Genomic DNA, 23,472 nt, shown 5'->3' with positions numbered 1-23,472 from the left:
CCGCCATGTCGTCGGTGCTCTGGTACAGCAACGAGACGCCCGACATCGGCGGCCAAGGTGGGCAGCGTCGCCAGTACTTCCAGATCCGCAGCCTGGTCGAGGCCGGCCACGACGTCACCGTCGTCACCCTCGACGGGGAGCAGGACGACAGCAGCATCAGTGCTATCGCGCCCACCCGACGGCTGCCCCGACCGGGGCGCTGGGCCCACTGGGCCGGACGCCTGCCCGGGCAATGGACAGGCCGTGCGGTGGGCGGGCGGTCGGCCCGGGCGGCCGCCGTGCTCGACGTACCGGCCGACTGCACGGTGATCGCCCACATCGAGTCGTGGCTGCACCTGACAGGCCGGGGGCTGCGACCAGTAGGTCCGCGGCTGCTCGACCTCCACAACGTGTTCAGCGCGTGGTACGCCGCCCAGGGCCAGGCAGCATCAGCCGAGCAATGGCGACAGCACGAGATCGCAGTCCTGCGCGAGCTTGACGCCCGGCGCGACGCCGTGTCCGTCTGCTCGGCCCGTGAGCATGACGCCCTGATGAGAAGCACCGGCAGCGACTCCGTCGTGGTGCCCCACGGGATCGAGCCGGGCGAGTGGCAGGCGGAGCCGCAACCCGCAGAGCGTCCCGTGATGAAGCTGTTCGGCAACTGGGACTGGGAGCCCAACCACAACGGACTCCGGTGGTTCCTCGATGAGGTCGTGCCCCTCGTCTCGTCGACGGACGTACGCGTCGAGGTCGCCGGCCGCGGGACCCAAGGGCTGGCGGAGACGGACGGAGTTCACTTCGTAGGCCGCGTTGGCGACCTCTCGATGTTCCTGTCCGACGCCTGGCTGGTGGCGATGCCGGTGAAGGTGGGCGTCGGAGCCCCCGTGAAGTTCGCCGAAGGCGTCGTCACGGGCGTACCCCTGCTGGCGACGGGCGATGCAGCTGACGGAAGTACGTCGCCAGGACTGCTGGTCAGCGACGACCCGACACAGTGGGCCGGCAGGATCGCGGAGGTGCTCCGGGAGCCGGACGGCTTCTTCGCGGCGTCTCGCCGGCGCCGGTCCGAGGCCCTGGTCGAGCGCGCGTGGGACGCCACGACCGAGCCGTTGCGCCGTTGGGTCGAGCGGAGTCAAGCCTCCGGTCGTTGAGTGGCCAGGCTCGGGTCACCGCTGGCGCACGTCGGCGACGCTGCGAGGCTTCAGGCGACCGGCATGGAGGTCGGCGAGCCAGGCTGCGAGCTGCGGCGCCGTGTGGGAGACGTCGTAAGGCGCGGCGGTCTCGCGACCGCGCTCGGCGAGCCTGCACCTCAGGCCGGCGTCGTCGCGCAGACGCTGCAGCGCCCGGGCCAGTGCGGCCTCGTCGCCGCAGGGTACGAGCAGACCGTCGACGCCATCGGTGATGACCTCGGCCGGCCCGCCGGGCTTGGCGGCCACCACCGCGCAACGAGCCCAGAGCCCTTGGACCACTACCTGACCGAACGGCTCGGGGATGCGCGAGCAGTGCACCAGCACGTCAGCCTCGACCAGCTGCTCCCACGGGTCGCGCACGTGACCGGTGAAGTGGACGCGATCGGCGATGCCGAGCTGCTCGGCCAGGTCGCGAAGCCCCGCAGCGTAGGCGTCCTCGCCGAAGAGCGCGTCGCCCACGACGTAGGCGTGGGCCGGTGAGCTCCCGACGGTCTGTCCGAAGGTGTCGGCGAACGCCCGGAGGAACAGGTCCTGGCCCTTCCAGGGCGACAGCCGTCCGATCATCACCACCCGGCGGACCTCGTCGTGGGGGCCGTCGAAGGGGCGCGGGTCGAGGCGGATGCCCGGCGTGGCCACCAGGACGGGAGTGCGTCCCGGACGGACGGTGGCCAGCGTGGAGCTGCTGTTGACCAGGAGCCCGTCGACCAGCCGCGGCGCGAGGTAGCGGAGTACGGGCACCATGAACCAGGCGAAGTACTCGTGGTGCACCCGGTCGTGGAGACTCCAGACGATCGTGGCGCGCGCGCGCCGAGCAGCCAGCCACCCGAACACCAGCGACTTGAAGCCGATCGCCACCACCACGTCGGCCGAGCGCTCCCGCAGCACCCGGCGGGCCTTGGACGAGTGACGCACCAAGCCCGTCGCCGCGCCGAGGATCCTGCCGATCCGACGCTCCTCGCGGCGGGTCCCGCTCGCCGCGGAGTCGAGTGCCTCGACGACGTGGTCGACTCCCAGCGAGCGGGCGCGCTCCTCGAGTGCCCCGTGCTCGCCGAGCACCATCAACGGCCGGGAAGAGGCCTCCGGCCAGCGGCTCAGGTAGCCGACGATGCTCTGCTCGGCGCCGGAGTCAGCCCCGGAGTGGGTGAGGAAGACGACGCGCGTCATCGCATCGGGTCCCCGGCCTGCCGCACTGCGGCCAGGGGCAGCAGGCCTGGATCCTCGAGTGACACCAGCTCGGCGAGGAACCACACGTTGATGGCGACGAGCGCGACGACCAACACCACGGCCACCAGCCTCCACCACCTCACCGTCGCGAGCGCACCGAACCCCGCGAACCAGGCGAACAGTGCCGTGAAGGCGATCCGGAACGATACGACCTGCATGGTCGTCGTGACGACGAGCCAGCCCAGGACCGCCACCGCAGCGACCACGGCCAGCAGGAATCGGGTGTCGGCCAGCCGCCGGGACACGATGGCCAGCCCGACCACCCCGACCGCGGTGAGGAGGACGACCAGCCCCTCGACGGCCAGAGGGGCCGCGACGACGTTGCGGACGTACTCGACGGGCAGCCACAGCGTGGTGACGGTCTCGCGCGCCAGCTCGGTCGGCCGGAAGCCCAGGGGCGGGAAGTCGTAGCCCGCCGCGTCGACACCGGCCTTTCCGGTGAGGTCACCGTAGAGCTGGAGGTTGCGCACGAACCACCAGCCGCTGACGGCCAGGACTGCAGCCAGGTAGAGGGCGGTGGCCGCACCGCTGCGTTTCCATAGCAGCCACACGACGAGAACCGCAGCGACCGGCCAGGCCGAGACCTTCGTCAGCAGGGCCAGGCCGGTGAGGACACCCAGGAGGACGGACTGCGCGTGGCTCCAGGGACGCCGCGTGACGGCGAGGTCGAGGGCGACACCGGCCAGGAGGATGGTCAAGACGTCGTTCTGCACGGAGGTCGCCATGGCCAGCAACATCGGGTTCAACCCCGCGACGGCCGCGGCGAGCAGCGCCGCCCGGGGATGCTCGGGCATCGCCTTGCGTGTCAGCCGCCACACGACCGCCACCAGCGCCACGAGCTGCAGGAGGCCCAGAACGCGCGCGGCGTAGAAGCCCGTCTCGGCCGAGCCGAACGGGGCGGCGACCAGGGCAGCGAGCACGTAGGCGACCGGACCCATCTGAGCCTCGTAGGTCACCCCGGCCTCGCCGACCACGGGCATCCGGTGGTGGTCGAGATAGAACTGCACGTTGAACCAGTGCGACGGCTCGTCGTAGGGCAGGCCCGCCGGCATGGCGGCGATGTAGGCGGCACCGAGCGCCACCACGAGGATGCCCAGCGCGCCGAGCCAACGGCGCTGCCACCTCACGCTCGCCACCAGGCCCTCAGGCGTGCGCCCCGGCAACTCCCCCACCGCCACCAGGCCAGTGTGGAGCACCGCGCCGACGGCGACAGGGCTTTGGGCAAGGTGCTCAGCGTCCCACGCGGTAGCGGACGAAGGCCGGCACGGCCAGTGCGACGGCTACCACCAGCACCACGACCAGCACGCCACCGCCGGCAGCCGCAGCCGCCGTACCGACGAGCGCGGCCGCCGCACCGTGCGCGGTGTCGGCAACGCGTGGACCTCCGGCGACCACCACCATGAAGATGCCCTGCAGCCTCCCGCGCACGTGGTCACTGGCCGACTCCTGGAGCATGGACACGCGGAACGCCGCCGAGGCCATGTCGGCCGCACCACCGACCACCAGCATCAGCACGGCCGCCCAGAGGAAGACCCCGAGATGCCCGTCGGCAAGCCCGATCGCGAGGCCGAAGCCGACCATGGCCAGACCCCACACGATGATCGCCGCGACGACTGCCAGCCCCTGCCGCTGCACTCGCGAGACCCATCCGGAGAAGACGCCACCGAGGACGGCGCCCGCAGGGATGGCCGCGAAGAGGAGCGCGAACGCCAGACCCCCGCTCTCGGGACCGCCGAAGTCGATGTGTGCGGCCTCGGGGAACAAGGCTCTGGGCATGCCGAAGACCATCGCGACGATGTCGACCAGGAACGAGGTGAGCAGCACGGGGTGGCCGCGCAGGTAGCGGAACCCGTCGACCACCGATCGCCAGCCGGCCGGACCCGACGGGGACTCGACGGGCAGGCTCGGCAGCTTCAGGACGGCGTAGACCGTGGCGAGCAGGCTCACGGTGTCGATGAGGTAGAGCCAGGAGTAGCCCAGTACCGGGATCAGGGCGCCGCCGAGCAGGGGCCCTGCGATGCCGCCGGCCTGGTAGACGGTCATGTTCAGGGAGTTGGCCGCCGGCAGCTGGTCGGTGGGCACCAGCTTGGGCATGATCGCGTTGCGGGTGGGGCCGTTGACGGCGAAGAACGCCTGCTGCACCGAGAACAGCCCGAGCAGCAGCCACACATTGCCCAGCCCGAGGGCGGCCTGCAGCGCGAACGCCGCGCTGGTGCCGATCAGCCCGATGGTCGTGACGAGCAGCAGCGTGCGTCGGTCCATCACGTCGGCGAGCGCCCCGCCGTAGAGCCCGAACACCACGAGCGGCACGAGTCCGAACAGCCCGGTCAGGCCGACGTACGCCGAGGAGCCGGTGATCTCGTAGATCTGGGCCGGCACCACCACCACCGTCAGCTGCGCCCCGATGACCGTGACGATGTTGGCCTGCCACAGGCGGCGAAAGTGCGGGCTCCGGAGCGGCCGGGTGTCAGCGATCCACCCCCGCAGCTGCACGGCTCATGGTCGCAGGTGGGAAGGTGACGCCGTGCGAGCGGTCATCCAACGGGTCCTGTCGGCGTCGGTGACGGTGGACGGCCAGGTCGTCGGCGCCATCGACGAGCCCGGCTTGCTCGTCTACCTCGGCGTCACCCACGGCGACGGTCCTGCCGAGATCGCCTGGACGGCCCGGAAGATCTGGGACCTCCGGCTGCTGCGCGAGGAGCAGTCGCTCTCAGATGTCGGGGCGCCGGTGCTGGTGGTCAGCCAGTTCACGTTGTACGGCGAGGCGCGCAAGGGCCGTCGCCCTACCTGGCAGGCCGCCGCCCCCGGGCCGGTGAGCGAGCCGGCGTACGACGCCGTGTGCAGCGAGCTGCAACGTCTCGGCGCCCGGGTGTCCAGGGGCGTCTTCGGCGCCGACATGCAGGTCGCCTCGGTCAACGACGGCCCGATCACACTGATCCTGGACAGCCCAACCGCTGGTTGAGGAAGCCGCGCTTGCCCCGCCCCCGCTGTTGAGGAAGGCGCGCCAGCCCCGCCCCCGCTGGTTGAGGAAGGCGCGCCAGCCCCGCCCCCGCTGGTTGAGGAAGGCGCGCCAGCCCCACCGCTGGTTGAGGAAGGCGCGCTAGCGCCTCTCTCGAAACCCAGTGAGTGAATCGCCCTGGTTTCGAGACGGTTGCTGCGCAACCTCCTCAACCAACAACACCCCCCGCTGGTTGAGGAAGGCGCGCTAGCGCCTCTCTCGAAACCCAGTGAGTGAATCGCCCTGGTTTCGAGACGGTTGCTGCGCAACCTCCTCAACCAACAACACCCCCCGCTGGTTGAGGAAGGCGCGCTAGCGCCTGTCGCGAAACCCCGCGAGCGACTCAACCACCTGGTTTCGAGACGGTTGCTGCGCAACCTCCTCAACCAACAACACCCCCCGCTGGTTGAGGAAGGCGCGCCGGCGCCTGTCTCGAAACCCAGTGAGTGAATCGCCCTGGTTTCGAGACGGTTGCTGCGCAACCTCCTCAACCAACAACACCCCCCGCTGGTTGAGGAAGGCGCGCCGGCGCCTATCTCGAAACCCAGTGAGCGACTCAACCACCTGGTTTCGAGACGGTTGCTGCGCAACCTCCTCAACCAACAACACCCCCCGCCGGTTGAGGAAGGCGCGCCAGCGCCTGTCTCGAAACCCCGCGAGCGACTCAACCACCTGGTTTCGAGACGGTTGCTGCGCAACCTCCTCAACCAACAACACCCCCCGCCGGTTGAGGAAGGCGCGCCAGCGCCTGTCTCGAAACCCCGCGAGCGACTCAACCACCTGGTTTCGAGACGGTTGCTGCGCAACCTCCTCAACCAGCCGAGGCAGTCTCAGACGGCGATGGCCACCTCGGCCACTGTGCCGACCTGGGCGGTGACCAGCTTGTCGACGGCCTCGGCGCGCGGTGCGAGGGTCCGCAGCGTCCACTCGCCGTTGCCGGCGAAGAACCGGAAGTGGCCGTTCTCGTTGGTGGGCACCTCGGCCGTGAACTCGCCGGTGCGGTCGAGCAGGCGCACGTAGGCGTTCTCGACCGGCCAATGGGTGCCGGAGTCGTCAGCTCGGTAGACCTGCCCCTGGATGATGGCCTCCTTGGCCACGTTGACTCCGTCGAGGGAGAGTCCTCCCTGGATCGCTCCGCACATGTCAGGCCTCTCCTCTTTCGTCGCCCAGGACCACGGGCACGCCGACGAGCGAGCCGTACTCGGTCCAGGAGCCGTCGTAGTTCTTCACGTTGGGCTCGTCGAGCAGCTCGTGGAACACGAACCACGTGTGGGACGAGCGCTCACCGATGCGGCAGTAGGCGATGGTGTCCTTGCTCCAGTCGACGCCCGCCTCGGTGTAGATCTGCTTCAGCTCGTCGTCCGAGCGGAAGGTGCCGTCGTCGTTGGCGGCCTTGCTCCACGGCACGTTGGCCGCGGTGGGGATGTGACCGGCGCGCTGCGCCTGCTCCTGCGGCAGGTGAGCAGGGGCGAGCAGCCGACCGGCGTACTCGTCGGGGCTGCGGACGTCGACGAGGTTCTTCACCCCGATCGCGGCGACAGTCTCGTCGCGGAAGGCGCGGATGGAGGTGTCCTGGTCCTGGGCGGTGTACGACGTCTGGGCGCGCTCCGGCACGTCGGCGACCAGCTCGCGGGAGTCCAGCTCCCACTTCTTGCGGCCGCCGTCGAGCAGCTTGAGGTTCTGGTGGCCGTAGAGCTTGAAGTACCAGTAGGCGTAGGCCGCGAACCAGTTGTTGTTGCCGCCGTAGAGAACCACGGTGTCGTCGTTGGAGATTCCCTTGGCGCTCAGCAGCGCCTCGAACTGCTCCTTGTTGACGAAGTCGCGACGCACCTGGTCTTGCAGGTCGGTCGTCCAGTCGAGCTTGATGGCCCCCTTGATGTGGCCCTTGTCGTAGGCCGTGGTGTCCTCGTCGACCTCGACGAGCACGATGTCGTCGTTGTCGAGGTTGTCCTCGACCCACTCGGCGGTGACCAGTGCGTTGTCGCGGCTCATGTGGTGCTCCTTGCTTCTTGTGTTGCGCGGGCTTGTTGTCTGGCTGGGATCTGGTTCTTGTCGGGTGTGGTGGACCTGAGGCGGTGCAGCAGGAGGTAGACCTCGCAGCCCAGGCACAGGCCGATGGAGGCGTTGAGCAGGGCCGCCACGAGCGCGAGGGCCACAGCGACGAAGCCGACGAGGTCGGCCCCGCCGAGGAACGCGGCGAGCGCGGTGACGGTGAAGACCAGGCCGACGCCCTGCGCGAACCGGGGCGGGGCGGCGTCCTCGAGGTGGGTCGGGGGGCCGATGCGCGGCCGGACGACGCTGCGGAAGACCGTTGCCACCGGTGTGCGCTGGACGCCCAGGCCGACGGACGTGGCGAACAGCGCCGCCTGGACGGCGATCAGCGCGATGCCCAACGGCCCGGGAACGGTGAGTAGGGCGATCACCAGCACCAGGCTGGTGACCGCAGCGGCGAACTGCTGACCGCGCGGGTCGATCTGCTGGCTCATGCCTCTCCTGGGGAAGTCGACGACGTCTGGAGTCCACGAAGGGTGGACAGGTCGCGACGAGAAAGGAGGGCTCAGAGCCTCAGGAGGTCAGCCGCGACCGCTCAAGACATTCGACACAGGGCCGAGTGCACGCGGCAGTGGTCCACTGCGCGGCGCTTGGTCAGCATGGTCGACGACATGCGCGTCACTGTAGGTGCGTGGTTGCGACCAAGGACACTGTCCGTCTCAGAATATGGGCGAGACGTCCACGATCCGGACATCAGGAGAGCCGCTCCAGTGCAGCGAGGACCTGGTCGCGTTTCGGCAGGCCCGCCGCCCGCGACACCTCCTGGCCGTGGGGGTCGAGGATCAAGGTCGTCGGGGTGCGCAGTACCCGCAGATCACGGACGACTTGGAGGTGGTGCTCGGCATCGACCTCGACGTGGGTCACTCCCGGGACCAGCTCGGCGACCTCACCCAGGACCCGCCGCGTCGCCCGGCACGGGGCGCAGAACGCCGAGGAGAACTGCAGCAGGGTCGCGCGCTCACCGAGAGGTACGTCGACGCCGGAGCCGGCCAGCACGCTCGCGGCGGTCTCGGCCGGCGGCACGCCGGGGGTTCCGGCCGACGTACCTTCCGAGGATCCCCGCACCCGCCGGGTGCCGCGGAAGTGCCCGTCGGTGGCGACGCGGTAGACGGCGAAGCCGACCACGAACAGCACCACTGCCAGCAGCACCCACTGTCCGGTCGTCACGCCTCGCCCAACCTCACGTGGTCCCCCAGCATTCCGCCAGTCATTTCGCCAGTCATTCCATCAGTGACGATCTTGTTGCCTGCAGGCACTCGAGACCACAAGTTCGTCACGGACGCGGCCTTCATCCGCCGGCGAACGGCGGGAGGAACTCGACGGTGTCGCCGGCCCGGACCTCCACGGCGGCAGGGTCGAGCGAGGCGACCGGTTGGTCGCCCACCAGCACCGAGCAGACGGCGAGGACGGTGCCGAGGCGCGAGCCCGGGTGCAGGGCCGCTGCGCGGTCGCGCAGCTCGGCGAGACTGACCACACCCGCGACCTCGATGGTGTCGTCCGCACGACCGGCCGCGGCCTTGGCTGCCGCCCAGTAGCGGACCGTGACGGTGCCCGACGCGGTCGTTGACGTCTCAACTCCTGCCGGCAGATCAGACCGCACGCCCATGGATCGGTATCCTTCCTCATCGGCCAAGGAAGTCCGATCTTCCCCGAACGTGTGTGCCTGACCACCGCTGTCTCTCGCGGAGGAGTGCCGGATGAGCACCTTGCTCCTGCTGACCAACGCCTTGCAGCCCTCGGCCGAGGTCCTGCCCGGACTCGCCCTGCTGGGCCACCAGGTCAAGATCCTGCCGTCCGAGGGCAGCGCCCTGCTGGATGCCCCCGATACAGACCTGCTGCTCGTCGACGGCCGGCTCGAGCTGGCTCACGCACGCGACCTGTGCCGGCTGATCCGCACCACCGGCACCGACATCCCGGTACTGCTCGTGGTGACCGAGGGCGGCCTGGCCGTCGTCGCCCATGACTGGGCGATGGACGACGTCGTCCTCCACACCTCGGGGCCTGCCGAGCTCGAGGCCCGCATCCGCCTGGCGATCGGGCGGCTCACAGCGCGGCGTGAGGCCGACGACCCGGAGTCCCACGTCATCCGCTCGGGCGAGGTCGTGGTCGACGACGCGTCCTACACCGCCAAGCTCGGTGGCCGTTCGCTCGACCTGACGTTCAAGGAGTTCGAGCTCCTGAAGTACCTCGCCCAGCACCCGGGCCGCGTCTTCAGCCGCCAGCAGCTGCTGCAGGAGGTGTGGGGCTACGACTACTTCGGCGGCACCCGCACCGTCGACGTGCACGTGCGGCGGCTGCGCGCCAAGCTCGGGCCCGAGCACGAGACGCTGATCGGCACGGTCCGCAACGTGGGCTACCGGTTCGTCATCCCCACGGTCGAGAAGTCCTCCGCGGCGGCCCGCGACACCCAGGACGCCTGAGCCACGGGTCATCGGACCCCTCAGCCGCGAACGACCTCATTGGGGGACATCGTCATGCGGCGCCGGGCCAGGGCCGGGCTCACGGCCGCCAGCGCCGCCTCGGCTCGGTGCCGCTTGCGGTAGGCGCCGTCGGCAGCGATCGCCAGCAGGCGACGGCGCCGACGCCGGCCGTCCCATACGTCCATCAGCGCCTCGATCCGTCGCAGCGAGCGCTCGCTGGCAGCAAGGTTCTGCTCGGCTGTTAGTCGCTCCTGCGGGGAGGCATCGGGCTGGTCCAGGCACGCCTGCATGGCGGCCTGCCGCGTCCTCGTCAGCAGCGTGGCGGAGTCCGAGAGGCTGCCGGACGTCAGTGCGTAGTGGGCCAGCGGCTCATCGACGAGGCCCGCGAGCTGTCCCGTGTAGATCAGGCGCACCCACAGCGGCCAGTCGGCACCGCAGTCGCGACGCGACTCGTCCATCCCTCCGGCCGCCAGCCAGACCTCGCGGCGAACCGCCGGGTGGGGGAAGACGAAGTTGCGTTGGAGGATCTCGGCGCGCTGGTCGCCGTCAGCCCACCGAGCCCCGGTGGGGCCGCGGTAGTAGCGGCGCAGGCGCTCGCCATCGCGCTCGATCCAGGCATCCGTCGTGACGATCCCGAGCTCCGACTGTTCCGCGAGGAGTGCGGCCATGGCGGCGAGCCGTCCGGGTGACCAGTAGTCGTCGGCGTCGAGGAGCACCACCCAGTCACCGGTGGCCGCGTGGACGCCGGAGTTCTTGGCCGCTGCCTCCCCGCCGTTGACCCCACGCCGAACCAGCCGGATGCGGTCGCCGTAGCGAGCCAGGACGTCGAGCTGGTCGTCGGGCGAGGCGTCGTCGACGACGATGACCTCGTGCGGTGGCAAGGTCTGCGAGAGGGCCGACTCGGCGGCGCGGACGACGGTGTCACGTGCGCGGTAGGCGGCGATCACCACCGAGAACCGAGGACCGAGCATGAGAGCACCCTAGAGTCGTGCAGGTGCTGGAACCGACCCTGCCGGTCATCGAGACGATCAGCAAGGCAAGCGCCGCGGCCGACGGCGCCGAGCCGCTCGACGAGGGCGCCTGGCGGCGACTGCGCCACCACGGCGGCGAGTTGTCCGTGTCAATCGACGGTGACGCCGGCTTCAGCGTCGTCGACGGCGACCTGCTCCACCTGGTCGTCGCGCCCGACCATCGCGGTACCGGGCTCGGCTCCCGGCTGCTGGCCCAGGCGCTGGGCGAGCATCCCGGCGTACGGCTGGCCTGGTCGCACGGTGACCATCCCGCCGCAGCCGCGCTGGCGCGACATACGCACTTCGAGCGGGTGCGCGAGCTGTGGGTGATGAGACGCCCTCTCGAGGGCTCGGGCGAGCCCGCCCGGCCGGCGCCCGGGATCGAGATCCGAGCGTTCCGCCCCGGCGACGAGACCGAGCTGCTGCGGGTCAACGCCGCGGCGTTCGCGCATCACCCCGAGCAGGGCTCGATGGACGCCGCCGAGCTGGCCGAGCGGATGGCAGAGCCGTGGTTCTCCGCCGCCGACCTGTTGGTGGCCGTCGAGGGCGAGCGCATGCACGGCTTCCACTGGACCAAGCAGCACTCGTCCACGCTCGGCGAGGTGTACGTCGTCGCGATCGACCCCGACGCGCAGGGCAAGGGGCTCGGCCAGGTCCTCGTCGACGCCGGGCTGCGGCATCTAGGTTCCCTGGGGCTCGACGACGTCCTGCTCTACGTCGAGTCCGACAACACGCCCGCCGTGCGGCTCTACGAGAAGCTCGGCTTCACCCACGCCGCCGCCGACACGCACGTGATGTACGAGCGAGGCGACAGCGAGCTCAGCGGGCCCGCGAGCTGAACGACGCCGCGCTGTGCGGGCGGGACTGCCCGGACTTGGGCGCGGCGCCACCTTGGCCACGACGACGCCCGCGGTTGCCACCACCCGCAGGACGGCCCTGTCGCTGCGGACGGCCACTCTCAGCGAGCACGGGAGCGCGGCGCGGCTTACGGCGCGGCGCGGACTGGGTGGGAGTCTCCTGCTCGAGCCCGCCGGGCAGGGACCTGGTCCCGGGAGCGAGGCGGCGCAGGACGGCGTCAGCGGGGCCGTCGACCTTGGTCGTGGTGACCTGCACGCCGGCCGCACGGGTCAGCGCGCGGACCTCACGCACCTGCTCGTCGGTCATCAAGGTGACCACAGTGCCCTCGGCGCCGGCGCGGGCCGTGCGTCCGGAGCGGTGCAGGTAGGCCTTGTGCTCCGACGGCGGGTCGGCGTGCACCACCAGGGCGACGTCGTCCACGTGGATGCCCCGGGCGGCGACGTCGGTGGCGACCAGCGTGGTGGCGCGCCCCGAGTGGAAGGCCTCCATGTTGCGGGTGCGGGCGCCCTGGCTCAGGTTGCCGTGGAGGTCGACGGTGGGCACGCCGCTGCGGTTGAGCTGGCGGGCCAGCGCCTTGGCGCCGTGCTTGGTCCGGGTGAAGACGACCTTGCGGCCCGGCGCACTGGTCAGGTCGACCAGAACCGGGATGCGCAGCTCGCGGCGCACGTGCAGCACGTGGTGGCTCATCGTGGCGATGGTGGCCTGTGCCGAGTCGGCCTGGTGCGTCTTGGGCTGGTTGAGAAACTGGCGCACCAGCACGTCGATGGCCTTGTCGAGGGTGGCGGAGAACAGCATCCGCTGGCCGCCCGTGGGAGTCCGCGCCAGGATCCGGCGTACGACGGGGAGGAAGCCGAGGTCGGCCATGTGGTCGGCCTCGTCGAGGACGGTGATCTCGATGTCGCCCAGGTGGCAGTGCCCCTGACCGATGAGGTCCTCGAGGCGGCCGGGACAGGCGATGACGATGTCGGCGCCGCTCTTCAGGCCGCGCACCTGCGGGTTCTGGCCGACGCCGCCGAAGATGGTCTGGGTGCGCAGGCCGGCCGCTGTCGCCAAGGGCTTGAGCGCGCCCTCGATCTGCGTGGCCAGCTCACGCGTGGGGGCCAGGACCAGCGCGCGGGGCGAGCCGGGCTTGGTGCGCCGCCTGGTGGCCTGCAGGCGTGCGACGAGGGGCAGCGAGAAGGCATAGGTCTTGCCCGAGCCGGTGCGGCCGCGGCCGAGCACGTCCCTGCCTGCGAGGGAGTCAGGCAGCGTGGCCGCCTGGATCGGGGTGGGTTCGGTGATGGACATCTCGGCCAGGACAGCCGCGAGGTTCGCGGGCACGCCCAGGCTGGTGAAGCGTTCGTCGATGACGACAGAGGAGGACAAGAGAGTTCGCTCTCGGTGGGTGTGTCTCACCCGGCAGCACCGCCGGCGGCGGTGCGAAAGCTGTGACCTCAGAAGAGGGCGCCCGATGATCCGGCGCGGGCAGCCCGAGGCGAGACGGAGCGAGCTGCTGCCACCACCCTAGCGGGGTGTCCACCGACTAGGTGAATCCGCAACCTTCCGTTCACCCCGCGGTGCCACACTGAGCGCCATGACCGCTGCGAGGCTCGACGACGAGCCCGTGCCCGGCGACCAAGCCACGCACGAGACCTTCGACGTCGACCCTCCCTACGTGCCGGACGCCGAGGCCCTGGAGCACCTCGCAGGTTTCGAGAACCGCTTCTTGGACCGAGAGCTCTCATGGCTGCGCTTCAACGTGCGGTTGCTCGAGATGGCCGAGAACGACACCCTCCCGCTGCTCGAGCGGGTGCGCTCGATGGCCTTCTTCGCCAGCAACCTCGACGAGTTCTTCATGGTCCGCGTGGCCGGCCTCAAGCGGCGCATCGATGCCGGCATGGCCGTGCGCGCAGCCTCCGGCCTGATGCCGCGCGAGGTGCTGGAGGCGATCTGGACCCGCACGGCCGAGCAGATGAAGCGGCACGCCGAGTTCTGGCGCGACGACCTGGTCCCCGCCCTGTCGGCCAACGGCATCGACCTGGTGCGCTGGGACGACCTCGACCGCGAGGAGCAGAAGTTCTGCAAGCGCTTCTTCAAGGACCGGGTCTTCCCCGTGCTCACGCCGCTGGCCGTCGACCCGGCCCACCCGTTCCCCTACATCTCCGGCCTGTCCCTCAACATGGCCGTCCTCGTGCGTAACCCCAAGACCGGCAAGGAGCACTTCGCGCGGGTCAAGGTGCCGCCCACGTTCAGCAGGTTCGTCTCGCTCGGCAACCAGCGTTTCGTCCCGCTCGAGGACGTCATCGGCGAGCACCTCAAGCGACTGTTCCCCGGCATGGAGGTGCTCCAGTCGCACACCTTCCGCGTCACCCGCAACGAGGACCTCGAGGTCGAGGAGGACGACGCCGAGAACCTGCTCCAGGCGCTGGAGAAGGAGCTGCTGCGGCGCAAGTTCGGTCCGCCTGTGCGTCTGGAGATCCAGGAGTCCATGACGGCACAGGTGCTCGAGCTGCTGACCTCCGAGCTGGGCATCTCGCCCCAGGAGGTCATCCGGGTGCCGGGCCCGCTCGACCTCCGTGGGCTGCACGCGATCGCCGACCTGCCCCGCGAGGACCTCAAGTACCCCGCCTTCGTGCCGATCACCCACGGCAACCTGACCGAGGTCGAGACGGCCTCGCCGGTCGACGTGTTCGAGGCGGCCAGGCGCCACGACGTACTCCTGCACCACCCCTACGACTCGTTCGCCACGTCGGTGCAGCGCTTCTTGGAGCAGGCAGCCGCCGACCCGCACGTGCTGGCGATCAAGCAGACGCTCTACCGCACGTCCGGGGACTCGCCGATCATCGACGCTCTCGTCGACGCTGCCGAGGCCGGCAAGCAGGTCCTGGCCCTGATCGAGATCAAGGCGAGGTTCGACGAGACCGCCAACATCCGCTGGGCGCGCAAGCTGGAGCACGCGGGCTGCCACGTGGTCTACGGGCAGGTCGGCCTCAAGACCCACTGCAAGCTGGCCATGGTCGTGCGCGATGAGCCCGAGGGCATCCGGCGCTACACCCACATCGGCACCGGCAACTACAACCCGAAGACCGCCCGGTCCTATGAGGACCTCGGCCTGATCACCACCAACGAGGCCATCGGCGAGGACGTCGCCAACCTGTTCAACAACCTCAGCGGCTACAGCCGCAAGCCGTCCTACGACACGTTGCTGGTGGCTCCCGACTCGGTGCGCGAGGGCTTGGTCGAGCGCATCCACCAGGAGGTCACCCACCTTCGCGCCGGACGCCCGTCCGGGATCCGCATCAAGGCGAACTCGATCGTCGACGAGGCCACCATCGACGCGCTCTACCTCGCGGCCCGCGAGGGCGTGACCGTCCAGCTGCTGGTGCGCGGCATCTGCGCCCTGCGCCCCGGCGTACCCGGCCTGTCCGAGACCATCGAGGTGCGCTCGGTGCTGGGCAGGTTCCTCGAGCACAGCCGCGTGTTCTGGTTCCAAAACGGCGGCGACCCGGAGGCCTGGATCGGCTCGGCCGACCTGATGCACCGCAACCTCGACCGGCGCGTCGAGGTGCTGGTGCGACTGCCTGAGGCCGACAGCCGCGACCAGGTGGGGCGACTGCTCGACCTCGCCTTCGACCCCGACACCCACGCCTGGCTGCTGCGCCGTGACGGCTCGTGGGAGCGCAACGAGGGGAAGGTGCACCTCCAGGAGACCTTGATCGAGGGTCATCGACGGCGTACGTAGTCCCACTCCGGGGTACCCCGAAGTTGCGTGCGGAAGGCGCGCCCTCCACGATGGTCCACGGTCCGCTCCCCGACCTCCCAGGAGACACCGTGGCGTTCAGCATCCGTCCTGTGGACGGAGTGTTCTACCAGTTGTTCTCCGAGTCGGCCCAACACCTCGTGAGGGGTTCGGGCCTGCTCGCCGAGATGTTCGCCGAAGGCACCGACCGAGCCGCGAAGGCCAAGGAGATGCGCGAGGCCGAGAGCGACGCGGACGGCACGACCCGAGCCATCATCCAGCGCGTCAACAAGACCTTCGTGACCCCGTTCGACCGCGAGGACATCCACGCCTTGGCCTACGGCCTCGACGACGCCATGGACGAGATGGAGGAGGCCTGCGACCTGATCAACCTCTACGACGTCGCGTCCTACCCCTCGGAGTTCGCCAAGCAGGTCGAGCTGATCCAGCGCTGCGCCGAGCTGACCGCTGCCGCCATGCCCCGGCTGCAGTCGCTCGACCTCGAGGAGTACTGGCTCGAGATCGGTCGCCTCGAGAAGGCCGGCGACAAGAGCTTCCGGCGCATCATCTCCAAGCTGTTCAGCGGCAACTACGACGCGCTGGAGGTGCTCAAGCTCAAGGACGTGGTCGAGAAGCTCGAGGGCGCCATCAACGCCTTCGAGACGGTCGCCAAGCGGGTGGAGCAGATCGCCGTCAAGGAGAGCTGAGCGCATGGAGCTCGCGATCCTGATCGCGGTCATCGTCGTCGCGCTCGCCTTCGACTACACCAACGGCTTCCACGACGCCGCCAACGCGATCGCCACGTCGGTCTCGACCCGGGCGCTGACCCCGCGCGTCGCGCTCGTGCTGGCGGCGGTGATGAACTTCGTCGGCGCCCTGCTCGGCCAGAAGGTCGCGCACACGGTCAGCGACACCATCGACGTCGACGGCTTCTCGGTCAACCACGGCCTGACCATCGTGATGTGCGGCCTGCTCGGCGCCATCATCTGGAACCTCACCACCTGGTGGTTCGGCCTTCCGTCGTCCTCCTCGCACGCCCTGATCGGCGGCCTCGGCGGCGCTGCCCTCGCCTCGGGTGCGACCGTGCACTGGCAGACGATCATCGACAAGGTGCTCCTGCCCATGGTGCTGTCACCGGTGGCCGGCTTCTGTCTGGCCTTCTTGGTGATGCTGACGTTCATGTGGGTCCTGCGGCGGTCCAACCCCAAGAAGGTCTCCCGTACCTTCCGGATGCTGCAGCCCATCTCGGCGGCAGCGCTGGCCCTGGGTCACGGCCTCCAGGACGCCCAGAAGACGATGGGCGTGATCTTCCTGGCCCTGATCACGACCGGACACGCCAGCGAGGGCGACCGGCTCCCGCTGTGGGTCGTGCTGTTGGCCGCGGGCGCCATCTCGGCCGGCACCTACTCCGGCGGCTGGCGGATCATGCGCACCATGGGCCGCAAGATCATCGACCTCGACCCAGCTCGCGGCTTCGCGGCGGAGTCCGTCGGAGCCTCGGTGCTCTACACCACGGCGTACATCTTCGAGGCGCCCATCTCGACCACCCACACGATCACCTCGGCGATCATGGGCGTCGGCGCCACTCGTCGCCTCTCGGGCGTGCGCTGGGGCATGGCTCGCAGCATCGTGACCGCGTGGGTGCTCACCTTCCCCATGGCTGCCGCAGCCTCCGCGCTCTGCTACGGCGTCGCCCACTTCTTCTTGCCCTGACCTCCGCCGTCCGCGACGAAAAGCACCATCCGAGGGGCCGAACACCAACCGTTGCGTCACTGACGATGAGCCAACCACCGGCGTCTCTGGTCGGGTGACAGGGCCCGGCGCTGGGCAACGGTCTCGGTCGGCACCCACCAGGCAGGGGGTACGACGGTCCAGCGACGCTGGTCGGGGGGCAGCCACAACGCCCGGGCACGGGCCGCCTCCATCCGCGATACCAGCGCTCTCCGGTTGCCGGCGTCGCGGCCGACACTGGTGAAGTACTCGAGCCCGACGCTACGAAAGGCCTCCTCCCGGGTGATGTCGTGATGGCGAGCCTGTGGGGTGAGGTGAGCATCGACGCCCTCGTACTCGCCGACCAGTCCCGCTTCGACGCCGAGGAGGTCGGGCGTACCGAGGTGTCGGCCGTGCAGGTCGAAGACAGGCGTGTTGAGACGTGGCCGGGGAAAGCCGGCCTCGCACACCCACACCATGCGCAGCCAGGTCTCCCGCGGCGACCAGGCGTTCTCGTCAGCCAGCTCCACGGCCGCGCGGGCCTGCCGGATTCCGGGCCAGCCGACATGGGTTCGGATGTAGGCAGCCAGCTCGGCGATCGACACCAGATCGGAGTACGCCGCCATGTCGATCGCCTGGACGGCCAGCCAGAGCGTCCGGGCGAACCTCACCTCGAAGAGCAGCGATCGCACGCTCGTCGTGACATGGAGGCCCTCATGCCACAACAGCTCGTATCCGTCCAGGTGCTCCCCCGACACGAGGAACCCGGCCTGCGGCCGGATGTCGTTGCGAGTGGTGACCAGCGTCACCGGCCGGGGGGTGCGGCCGTCGGGTTCGAGCCCCCCGAACCACCGCCCGCCCATCCAGTGCAGCTGCGCCCACCCGGTGACGCCGCCGTACTCCGGCAGCGTCGCCGCGGCCTCCACGATGCGTTGGTCGACGAGCGAGCCGTCCACCGTTGACGGCACGTAGAGACCCTTGCTGGTACGACGCCAGCGGCCGCCACGTGCCTGGGCCCGAGTGGGCCCCTCACGCCCGGTCGGATCCAGAGGAACCGGCGCGACGAGGCCGGGTCGGGCGGGGTGAAAGACCGGGAGGTCCGGGTAGGGCGTCGCGCGCACTCCCGAAACCCTGCCGGATCTCTCGCGATCACAGCGGCCGTCATCCACAGCCCCGTCCGTGACGCAACGGTTGGTGTGTAGCCCCTCTCATGGTGCTTTCCGTCACGGACGGCGAGCCACCCCCGCCGACCTACCCGAAGCGGCCGGAGATGTAGGCCTCGGTTGCGGGCTCGTCGGGGTTGGTGAACATCTTCTTGGTGGCGTTGAACTCCACCAGGTGGCCGGGCTGGCCGGCGGCCTTGAGGTTGAAGAAGCCGGTCTCGTCCGAGACGCGGGCGGCCTGCTGCATGTTGTGGGTGACGATCACGATCGTGTAGTCCGACTTCAGCTCGTGGATCAGGTCCTCGATGGCAGAGGTCGAGATCGGGTCGAGCGCCGAGCAGGGCTCGTCCATCAGCAGCACCTCGGGCTCGACCGCGATCGCGCGCGCGATGCAGAGCCGCTGCTGCTGACCGCCGGAGAGACCCTGGCCGGGCTTGCCGAGGCGGTCCTTCACCTCGTTCCACAGGTTCGCGTGCGTCAGCGAGCGCTCCACGATGTCGTCGGCGTCGGCCTTCGACAGCTTGCGCGAGTTGAGCCGCGAGCCGGCCAGCACGTTGTCGTAGATCGACATCGTCGGGAACGGGTTCGGGCGCTGGAAGACCATGCCGATCGAACGGCGTACGGCGACCGGGTCGACGTCAGGCCCGTAGAGGCTCTGCCCGTCGACCATCACCTTGCCCTCGACGCGAGCGCCCGGGATCACCTCGTGCATGCGGTTCAGCGAACGCAGCATGGTCGACTTGCCGCAGCCGGACGGTCCGATGAACGCGGTCACCGACCGCGCCTTGATGGTCATCGAGACGCCTTCGACGGCGAGGAAGTCGCCGTAGTAGATGTTCAGGTCTGAGACGTCGATGCTCTTGGCCATCGTTGGTTCCTCAAGCTTTCTTCGGGGCGAGGAGCTTGCCCAGCAGTCGTGCGATCAGGTTGAGCAGCATCACGATCGCGATCAGGACCAGCGCGCCTCCCCAGGCACGCTGGTACCCGGCCGGGGTGGACTGTGCGTACTGCGAGTAGATGAAGACCGGCAGTGTCGTCATCCTGCCGTCGAAGAGGTTGAAGTTCACGCCGTCGGTGGCGCCGGCGACGACGAGCAACGGCGCCGTCTCGCCGATCACGCGCGAGATCGCCAGCACGATGCCGGTGATCACGCCGCCGATGGCGGTGGGCACGACGACCTTCAAGATCGTGCGCCACTTCGGGACGCCGAGAGCGTACGACGCCTCGCGCAGGTCCATGGGCACCAGCCGGAACATCTCCTCGGCCGACCTCACGACAGTCGGGATCATCAGCAGCGACAAGGCGATCGACCCGCCGAAGCCCATCCGGAACGCGGGCCCGAAGATCAGCACCACCAGCGCCAGCGCGAACAGGCCGGCGACGATCGAGGGGATGCCGGTCATCACGTCGACCAAGAAGGTGATCCAGCGCGCTAGCTTGGACCTGCCGCCGTACTCGACCAGGTAGACCGCGGTCAGGATCCCGATCGGCACGGAGACGACGGTCGCGGCGAGCGTGATGAACACGGTGCCGATCAGGGCGTGGTAGACGCCGCCCTGCTCGTCGCCGATGACGCCACGCATCGAGTAGGTCAAGAACTCGCCGTTGATGGCCTGGGCGCCCTGGTCGACCACCACGTAGATCAGCCAGACCAGCGGCAGCACGGCGACGCCGAAGGCCGACCACACCAGACCGGTCATCAGCCGGTCGACAGCGGATCGACGGCCCTCGACGACGAGCGACCAGCCGGGCAGGGCGGCCAGGAACAACAGGACAGAGGCGACCAGCCAGGCGAACAGACCCCAGCCCAGCAGCATCGCCGGAAGCCCGGCCGCCGCGAGCGAGACGACGCCGACGAGGGCCGGCGCCCACCGGGGCAGCTTCGCGTGGCTCAGCGCGACGGTGCTGCTCATGCCTTGGCCTGCTTGCGCTCGTTGCGGCCCACGATCCAGCGCGCGAAGAAGTTGATGGCGAAGGTCACCGCGAACAGCACCAGGCCGGTGGCGATCAGCAACGACTGGCGGCTCGGCGTGGCTTCCTTGTAGTTGAGCGCGATGTTGGAGGCGATGGTCGCCGGCGAGGCAGTGCCGATGACGTTGAGCGTGGCCACCGGAGTCACGGCCAGCACCATCGCCACCGCCATCGTCTCGCCCAGGGCTCGACCGAGTCCGAGCATCACTCCGGAGACCATGCCCGAGCGGGCGTAGGGGAACACGGCGTACCGGATCATCTCCCAGCGCGTGGCGCCCAGGGCCAGCGCGGCCTCCTCGTGCAGGCGCGGCGTCTGGGCGAACACCTCCCGCGAGATCGCGGTGATGATCGGCAGGATCATGATCGCCAGCACGATGCCGGCGGTGAACAGCGAGCGCCCGTTGGGCGATGCGGGGTCCGGTCCGAAGAACGGCAGGAACCCGAGCCTGTCGTGCAGCCAGACGTGGACGGGCTGCAGGAGGTCGGCCAGGTAGCGCCCACCCCAGAGGCCGAAGACCACGGAGGGTACGGCGGCGAGCAGGTCGATCACGTAGGCGACAGGAGTCGCGAGCCGGCGCGGGGCGTAGTGGCTGATGAACAGCGCGATGCCGATGGCGAAGGGCACCGCGACGATCAACGCGATGATCGCCGCGAGGATGGTGCTGAGGATGAGCGGCCCGATGTAGCCCAGGAAGTCCGTGGCCGGGCGGTAGGTCGCCTCCTCGGCGTTGAGCCCGTTCCATCCCTCGACGAACAAGAAGATGAAGACCGCAGCCAGGGCCAGCAGGATCGTCAGGCCGGCACCACGGGCGAGTCCCGCGAAGATGCGGTCGCCGCGGCGGGAGGCGGGCTTCTCACTCCGCTCCGCCTCGGGCGGGTTCAAGGTGGCGGTCATCGCTGGTGGGTGCTCCTCAGTACTTCTCACCGGGGCAGCGGTGCGGCGACCCGGGCTCCGAGAGCCTGGGCCGCCGCACCCCCGACATGTGCTGGTTCAGTGTCAGCCCGCAGAGATCTTGTCGACGATCCCGGCGGCCTCGGACTGAAGGGCGGAGTCGAGCGGGGCAGAACCCGCCTCGTCGGCCGCGGCCTGCTGTCCGTCGGCAGAGACCATGTAGGCGAGGTAGTCCTTGACCGCGGTCGCGGTCGCCTCGTCGTCGTAGGTCTGGCAGGCGATCACGTAGGAGGTCAGCAGCAGCGGGTAGGCGCCTTCGTCGGTGATCGTGCGGTCGATGTCGATCGCCATGTCGACGTCCGGCCGGCCGTCGGCCCGAGGTGAGGCGGCGACCACCAGGGCCGCGCCCTCCGCCGTGGGCGGGTTGAACGCGGACCCCACGCCGATCGACACGACACCCAGGTCGCCGACGGCGCTCTCGTCGGCGTAGCCGATCGCGCCCTCGGTGTCACTGATGCCGCCGATCACGCCGGAGGTGCCTTCGAGGCCCTGGCCGGGCAGACCCTCGGGCCACAGGCCGTCGGCGTCGTCGGCCCAGGCGCCGTTGCTGGCGGCCGAGAGGTACTCGGTGAAGTTCTTCGTCGTCCCCGAGTCGTCGGAGCGGTGGATGATCGAGATCGCGGTGTCCGGCAGCTCGACGTCGGGGTTGTCGGTGGCGATCGCGTCGTCGTTCCACTTGGTGATGGTGCCGTTGAAGATGTTGGCGATCGTCTCGGCCGACAAGTTGAGCGAGAGGATGTCCTCGCCCAGGTTGAAGGCCACCGCGATCGGGCTGACGTAGGCCGGGACCTCGATCGGGTCGGAGCCGCCGCAGCGCTCCTTGGCGGCGCTCAGCTCGCCCTCGTCGTCGTTGAGGTAGGAGTCACTGCCGGCGAACACGTAGGCGCCGCTGTTGAAGTTCTCGCGGCCGGTGCCCGAGCCGACCTCTTCGTAGTTGACGGTGTTGCCCGAGTCGTCTTGGTAGGCGGCGCGCCAGGCTGCCTGGGCCTTGGCCTGCGCAGTCGAACCGCCGCCGTCGAGGGTGACGGGGTCACCGCCGCTGCCGCCGCCGGCGGAGCTGTCGCCACCAGCGTCGGACTCGTTGCCTGCACCGCAGGCCGTGACCGCGAGGGCCAGGGCGAACGCTGCCACGGTGGGGATCACGCGGCGGCGGATGGAGGTGCTTCTCACTTGGTTACTCCTGATGTTGGGGTCGAGTGCGGCGGGCGCCGAACACGGCTCTGACATCAGCGAACGTAGGGAGAGTAGGTGTCCGGTTCCGGGGTCGACGGTGAACGGAGGGTGAACGAGGACCGGCGGTTGGACGAAGGTGTCCAGAGGCGTGTGAGGCGCCTCTCAGTACCGCTCGAACGCGGTCACCTTTCCCTTGCGGTGATGCACCACGACCAGCTCTCCCGGCGCCAGCTTCTCGGTGTCGACCCCGAGCGCGTCGAGGACCGCTGGCAGCACCGGCCGGTGCGTGCACAGCACCGCCGACTCCTTGCCGTCGAGCAGTTCGTCGACGACCTCGACCACGGACTCCACCGTGGCGTCCTCCTCGCTCAGCGCGTCGGTCCGCTGGAGCGGCCAGCCGCACGACTCGGCGTACGGCGTCAGGGTCTGCACACAGCGCACGCTGCTCGAGCTGACCAACCGGGTGGGTGCGTAAGCATGCAGGAGCGGCACCAACCTGGCCGCCTGGCGGTGACCTTCGGCGAGCAGGGGCCGTAGTCGGTCGTCCTTGCGCCAGGACTTGCGAGTGCGGGCGTGGCTGTGGCGTACGACGATCAGGGACCGCGTGCGCCACTCGGTGCTCAGCGCCTCCTCGAGAGTGTCGTGGTCGAAGGTGTGGCTGAGCCGCTTGCGCGCCTTGCTCAGCGGCACCCACGCCACCTCGTCGATCTCCTCGTTGACCACGTAGTCCTCGACGCCGGGGTCGCCCACGACCCGGCCGTGCCAGTAGAAGACGGTCTTCATCCGCGAGCCGTTCGGGTAGCGCTGAGAGCTCAACGGCGCGCCGAGCCGCACTCGCACGCCGGTCTCCTCGCCCACCTCCCGGACGGCCGCCACGGGAGCCAGCTCACCGCGGTCCAGCTTGCCCTTGGGGAACGACCAGTCGTCGTAGCGCGGGCGGTGCACCAGCAGCACGGCGTCGCGATGGATGACGACTGCCCCGGCGGCCAGGACATCTGGCAGATGATCTGGGACGTCCCGGCTCACCCGGGCAGTCGGAGACATGGCCGTAGTCTCA

General features: G+C 69.6%; 23 protein-coding genes. 7 read left to right on the top strand and 16 right to left on the bottom strand.

Going from position 1 to position 23,472, the window contains the following annotated elements; all coding sequences use genetic code 11:
- Positions 1–5 precede the first annotated feature (5 nt).
- Complete coding sequence (locus ISU10_RS13850; RefSeq protein WP_194696994.1) at positions 6–1,127, top strand: glycosyltransferase; 1,122 nt, start codon at positions 6–8, stop codon at positions 1,125–1,127.
- 15 nt (positions 1,128–1,142) lie between these two features.
- On the opposite strand, the gene ISU10_RS13845 is transcribed toward ISU10_RS13850, so the two are convergent.
- Genes ISU10_RS13845 through ISU10_RS13835 form a run of 3 tightly spaced genes read right to left on the bottom strand, consistent with a single transcriptional unit; the run spans position 1,143 to position 4,883 of the window.
- Positions 1,143–2,330 (bottom strand): glycosyltransferase, encoded by a 1,188-nt coding sequence (locus ISU10_RS13845; protein ID WP_194696993.1) that lies wholly within the window; start codon positions 2,328–2,330, stop codon positions 1,143–1,145.
- Positions 2,327–3,568 (bottom strand): glycosyltransferase 87 family protein, encoded by a 1,242-nt coding sequence (locus tag ISU10_RS13840; RefSeq protein WP_194696992.1) that lies wholly within the window; start codon positions 3,566–3,568, stop codon positions 2,327–2,329. Before ISU10_RS13840 ends, ISU10_RS13845 begins: the two co-directional genes overlap by 4 nt.
- Positions 3,569–3,620: 52 nt before the next feature.
- On the bottom strand, positions 3,621–4,883 hold the full coding sequence (locus ISU10_RS13835; protein WP_370865362.1) for an MFS transporter: 1,263 nt from the start codon (positions 4,881–4,883) through the stop codon (positions 3,621–3,623).
- Between the two features lie 31 nt (positions 4,884–4,914).
- On the opposite strand from ISU10_RS13835, the gene dtd reads away from it, so the two are divergent.
- A complete protein-coding gene (gene dtd, locus ISU10_RS13830; protein ID WP_194696991.1) occupies positions 4,915–5,352 on the top strand; it encodes a D-aminoacyl-tRNA deacylase in 438 nt (145 codons plus the stop codon).
- Positions 5,353–6,218: 866 nt separating this feature from the next.
- Here the strand turns inward: dtd and ISU10_RS13825 are convergent.
- The 5 genes from ISU10_RS13825 to ISU10_RS13805 all read right to left on the bottom strand — a co-directional run bounded on the left by ISU10_RS13825 (position 6,219) and on the right by ISU10_RS13805 (position 9,046).
- Positions 6,219–6,530, bottom strand: coding sequence for a DUF1416 domain-containing protein (locus ISU10_RS13825; protein ID WP_194696990.1), 312 nt, complete (start codon positions 6,528–6,530; stop codon positions 6,219–6,221).
- Position 6,531: 1 nt separating this feature from the next.
- Positions 6,532–7,380 carry a sulfurtransferase gene (locus tag ISU10_RS13820; RefSeq protein ID WP_194696989.1) on the bottom strand — a complete coding sequence of 283 codons (849 nt, stop codon included), beginning with the start codon at positions 7,378–7,380 and terminating at the stop codon, positions 6,532–6,534.
- Positions 7,377–7,874: a DUF4395 domain-containing protein gene (locus ISU10_RS13815; RefSeq protein WP_194696988.1), complete on the bottom strand. Its 498-nt coding sequence runs from the start codon at positions 7,872–7,874 to the stop codon at positions 7,377–7,379. Before ISU10_RS13815 ends, ISU10_RS13820 begins: the two co-directional genes overlap by 4 nt.
- Positions 7,875–8,133: 259 nt before the next feature.
- The gene (locus ISU10_RS13810) at positions 8,134–8,607 is read right to left on the bottom strand and encodes a TlpA family protein disulfide reductase (RefSeq protein WP_194696987.1); all 474 of its coding nucleotides are present in this window, start codon (positions 8,605–8,607) and stop codon (positions 8,134–8,136) included.
- 121 nt (positions 8,608–8,728) lie between these two features.
- Positions 8,729–9,046, bottom strand: a complete 318-nt coding sequence (locus ISU10_RS13805) for a MoaD/ThiS family protein (RefSeq protein ID WP_194696986.1) — start codon at positions 9,044–9,046, stop codon at positions 8,729–8,731.
- Positions 9,047–9,137: 91 nt separating this feature from the next.
- On the opposite strand from ISU10_RS13805, the gene ISU10_RS13800 reads away from it, so the two are divergent.
- On the top strand, positions 9,138–9,860 hold the full coding sequence (locus ISU10_RS13800; protein ID WP_194696985.1) for a response regulator transcription factor: 723 nt from the start codon (positions 9,138–9,140) through the stop codon (positions 9,858–9,860).
- 20 nt (positions 9,861–9,880) lie between these two features.
- On the opposite strand, the gene ISU10_RS13795 is transcribed toward ISU10_RS13800, so the two are convergent.
- A complete protein-coding gene (locus ISU10_RS13795; protein ID WP_194696984.1) occupies positions 9,881–10,831 on the bottom strand; it encodes a glycosyltransferase in 951 nt (316 codons plus the stop codon).
- A 17-nt stretch (positions 10,832–10,848) separates the two neighbouring features.
- On the opposite strand from ISU10_RS13795, the gene mshD reads away from it, so the two are divergent.
- Positions 10,849–11,709, top strand: coding sequence for a mycothiol synthase (gene mshD, locus ISU10_RS13790; RefSeq protein ID WP_370865360.1), 861 nt, complete (start codon positions 10,849–10,851; stop codon positions 11,707–11,709).
- Here mshD and ISU10_RS13785 read toward each other — a convergent pair.
- A complete protein-coding gene (locus ISU10_RS13785) occupies positions 11,690–13,093 on the bottom strand; it encodes a DEAD/DEAH box helicase (protein WP_228500842.1) in 1,404 nt (467 codons plus the stop codon). The genes mshD and ISU10_RS13785 overlap by 20 nt on opposite strands.
- Before the next feature lie 208 nt (positions 13,094–13,301).
- On the opposite strand from ISU10_RS13785, the gene ISU10_RS13780 reads away from it, so the two are divergent.
- The 3 genes from ISU10_RS13780 (at position 13,302) to ISU10_RS13770 (ending at position 17,159) form a co-directional block, all read left to right on the top strand.
- Positions 13,302–15,449, top strand: a complete 2,148-nt coding sequence (locus ISU10_RS13780; protein WP_194696983.1) for an RNA degradosome polyphosphate kinase — start codon at positions 13,302–13,304, stop codon at positions 15,447–15,449.
- Positions 15,450–15,538: 89 nt separating this feature from the next.
- Positions 15,539–16,153: a DUF47 domain-containing protein gene (locus tag ISU10_RS13775; RefSeq protein ID WP_370865358.1), complete on the top strand. Its 615-nt coding sequence runs from the start codon at positions 15,539–15,541 to the stop codon at positions 16,151–16,153.
- 4 nt (positions 16,154–16,157) lie between these two features.
- Positions 16,158–17,159, top strand: coding sequence for an inorganic phosphate transporter (locus ISU10_RS13770; protein ID WP_194696981.1), 1,002 nt, complete (start codon positions 16,158–16,160; stop codon positions 17,157–17,159).
- A 56-nt stretch (positions 17,160–17,215) separates the two neighbouring features.
- On the opposite strand, the gene ISU10_RS13765 is transcribed toward ISU10_RS13770, so the two are convergent.
- The 6 genes from ISU10_RS13765 to ISU10_RS13740 all read right to left on the bottom strand — a co-directional run bounded on the left by ISU10_RS13765 (position 17,216) and on the right by ISU10_RS13740 (position 23,459).
- Positions 17,216–18,124, bottom strand: a complete 909-nt coding sequence (locus ISU10_RS13765) for a hypothetical protein (RefSeq protein WP_370865357.1) — start codon at positions 18,122–18,124, stop codon at positions 17,216–17,218.
- 283 nt (positions 18,125–18,407) lie between these two features.
- Entirely contained in the window at positions 18,408–19,187 is a 780-nt protein-coding gene (pstB, locus tag ISU10_RS13760; RefSeq protein ID WP_194696979.1) for a phosphate ABC transporter ATP-binding protein PstB, read from the bottom strand.
- Between the two features lie 10 nt (positions 19,188–19,197).
- Positions 19,198–20,232 carry a phosphate ABC transporter permease PstA gene (gene pstA, locus ISU10_RS13755; RefSeq protein ID WP_194696978.1) on the bottom strand — a complete coding sequence of 345 codons (1,035 nt, stop codon included), beginning with the start codon at positions 20,230–20,232 and terminating at the stop codon, positions 19,198–19,200.
- Positions 20,229–21,185 (bottom strand): phosphate ABC transporter permease subunit PstC, encoded by a 957-nt coding sequence (pstC, locus tag ISU10_RS13750; protein WP_194696977.1) that lies wholly within the window; start codon positions 21,183–21,185, stop codon positions 20,229–20,231. Before pstC ends, pstA begins: the two co-directional genes overlap by 4 nt.
- Before the next feature lie 102 nt (positions 21,186–21,287).
- Complete coding sequence (locus tag ISU10_RS13745) at positions 21,288–22,412, bottom strand: phosphate ABC transporter substrate-binding protein PstS (protein WP_370865356.1); 1,125 nt, start codon at positions 22,410–22,412, stop codon at positions 21,288–21,290.
- Positions 22,413–22,577: 165 nt separating this feature from the next.
- Positions 22,578–23,459: an NUDIX hydrolase gene (locus ISU10_RS13740; RefSeq protein ID WP_194696975.1), complete on the bottom strand. Its 882-nt coding sequence runs from the start codon at positions 23,457–23,459 to the stop codon at positions 22,578–22,580.
- Positions 23,460–23,472 lie beyond the last annotated feature (13 nt).

The sequence above is a fragment of the Nocardioides agariphilus genome (assembly GCF_015352445.1).
Lineage (GTDB): Bacteria > Actinomycetota > Actinomycetes > Propionibacteriales > Nocardioidaceae > Nocardioides > Nocardioides agariphilus.
This window is presented reverse-complemented; position numbering and strand designations above follow the sequence as displayed.

Excerpts from the sequence above, each read along its gene's own strand:
- ISU10_RS13850 (WP_194696994.1), top strand. The coding sequence starts at position 6 with ATGTCGTCGGTGCTCTGGTACAGCAACGAGACGCCCGACATCGGCGGC.
- ISU10_RS13845 (WP_194696993.1), bottom strand. The coding sequence starts at position 2,330 with ATGACGCGCGTCGTCTTCCTCACCCACTCCGGGGCTGACTCCGGCGCC.
- ISU10_RS13825 (WP_194696990.1), bottom strand. The coding sequence starts at position 6,530 with ATGTGCGGAGCGATCCAGGGAGGACTCTCCCTCGACGGAGTCAACGTG.
- ISU10_RS13820 (WP_194696989.1), bottom strand. The coding sequence starts at position 7,380 with ATGAGCCGCGACAACGCACTGGTCACCGCCGAGTGGGTCGAGGACAAC.
- ISU10_RS13815 (WP_194696988.1), bottom strand. The coding sequence starts at position 7,874 with ATGAGCCAGCAGATCGACCCGCGCGGTCAGCAGTTCGCCGCTGCGGTC.
- ISU10_RS13805 (WP_194696986.1), bottom strand. The coding sequence starts at position 9,046 with ATGGGCGTGCGGTCTGATCTGCCGGCAGGAGTTGAGACGTCAACGACC.
- ISU10_RS13800 (WP_194696985.1), top strand. The coding sequence starts at position 9,138 with ATGAGCACCTTGCTCCTGCTGACCAACGCCTTGCAGCCCTCGGCCGAG.
- ISU10_RS13795 (WP_194696984.1), bottom strand. The coding sequence starts at position 10,831 with ATGCTCGGTCCTCGGTTCTCGGTGGTGATCGCCGCCTACCGCGCACGT.
- ISU10_RS13780 (WP_194696983.1), top strand. The coding sequence starts at position 13,302 with ATGACCGCTGCGAGGCTCGACGACGAGCCCGTGCCCGGCGACCAAGCC.
- ISU10_RS13770 (WP_194696981.1), top strand. The coding sequence starts at position 16,158 with ATGGAGCTCGCGATCCTGATCGCGGTCATCGTCGTCGCGCTCGCCTTC.
- pstB (WP_194696979.1), bottom strand. The coding sequence starts at position 19,187 with ATGGCCAAGAGCATCGACGTCTCAGACCTGAACATCTACTACGGCGAC.
- pstA (WP_194696978.1), bottom strand. The coding sequence starts at position 20,232 with ATGAGCAGCACCGTCGCGCTGAGCCACGCGAAGCTGCCCCGGTGGGCG.
- pstC (WP_194696977.1), bottom strand. The coding sequence starts at position 21,185 with ATGACCGCCACCTTGAACCCGCCCGAGGCGGAGCGGAGTGAGAAGCCC.
- ISU10_RS13740 (WP_194696975.1), bottom strand. The coding sequence starts at position 23,459 with ATGTCTCCGACTGCCCGGGTGAGCCGGGACGTCCCAGATCATCTGCCA.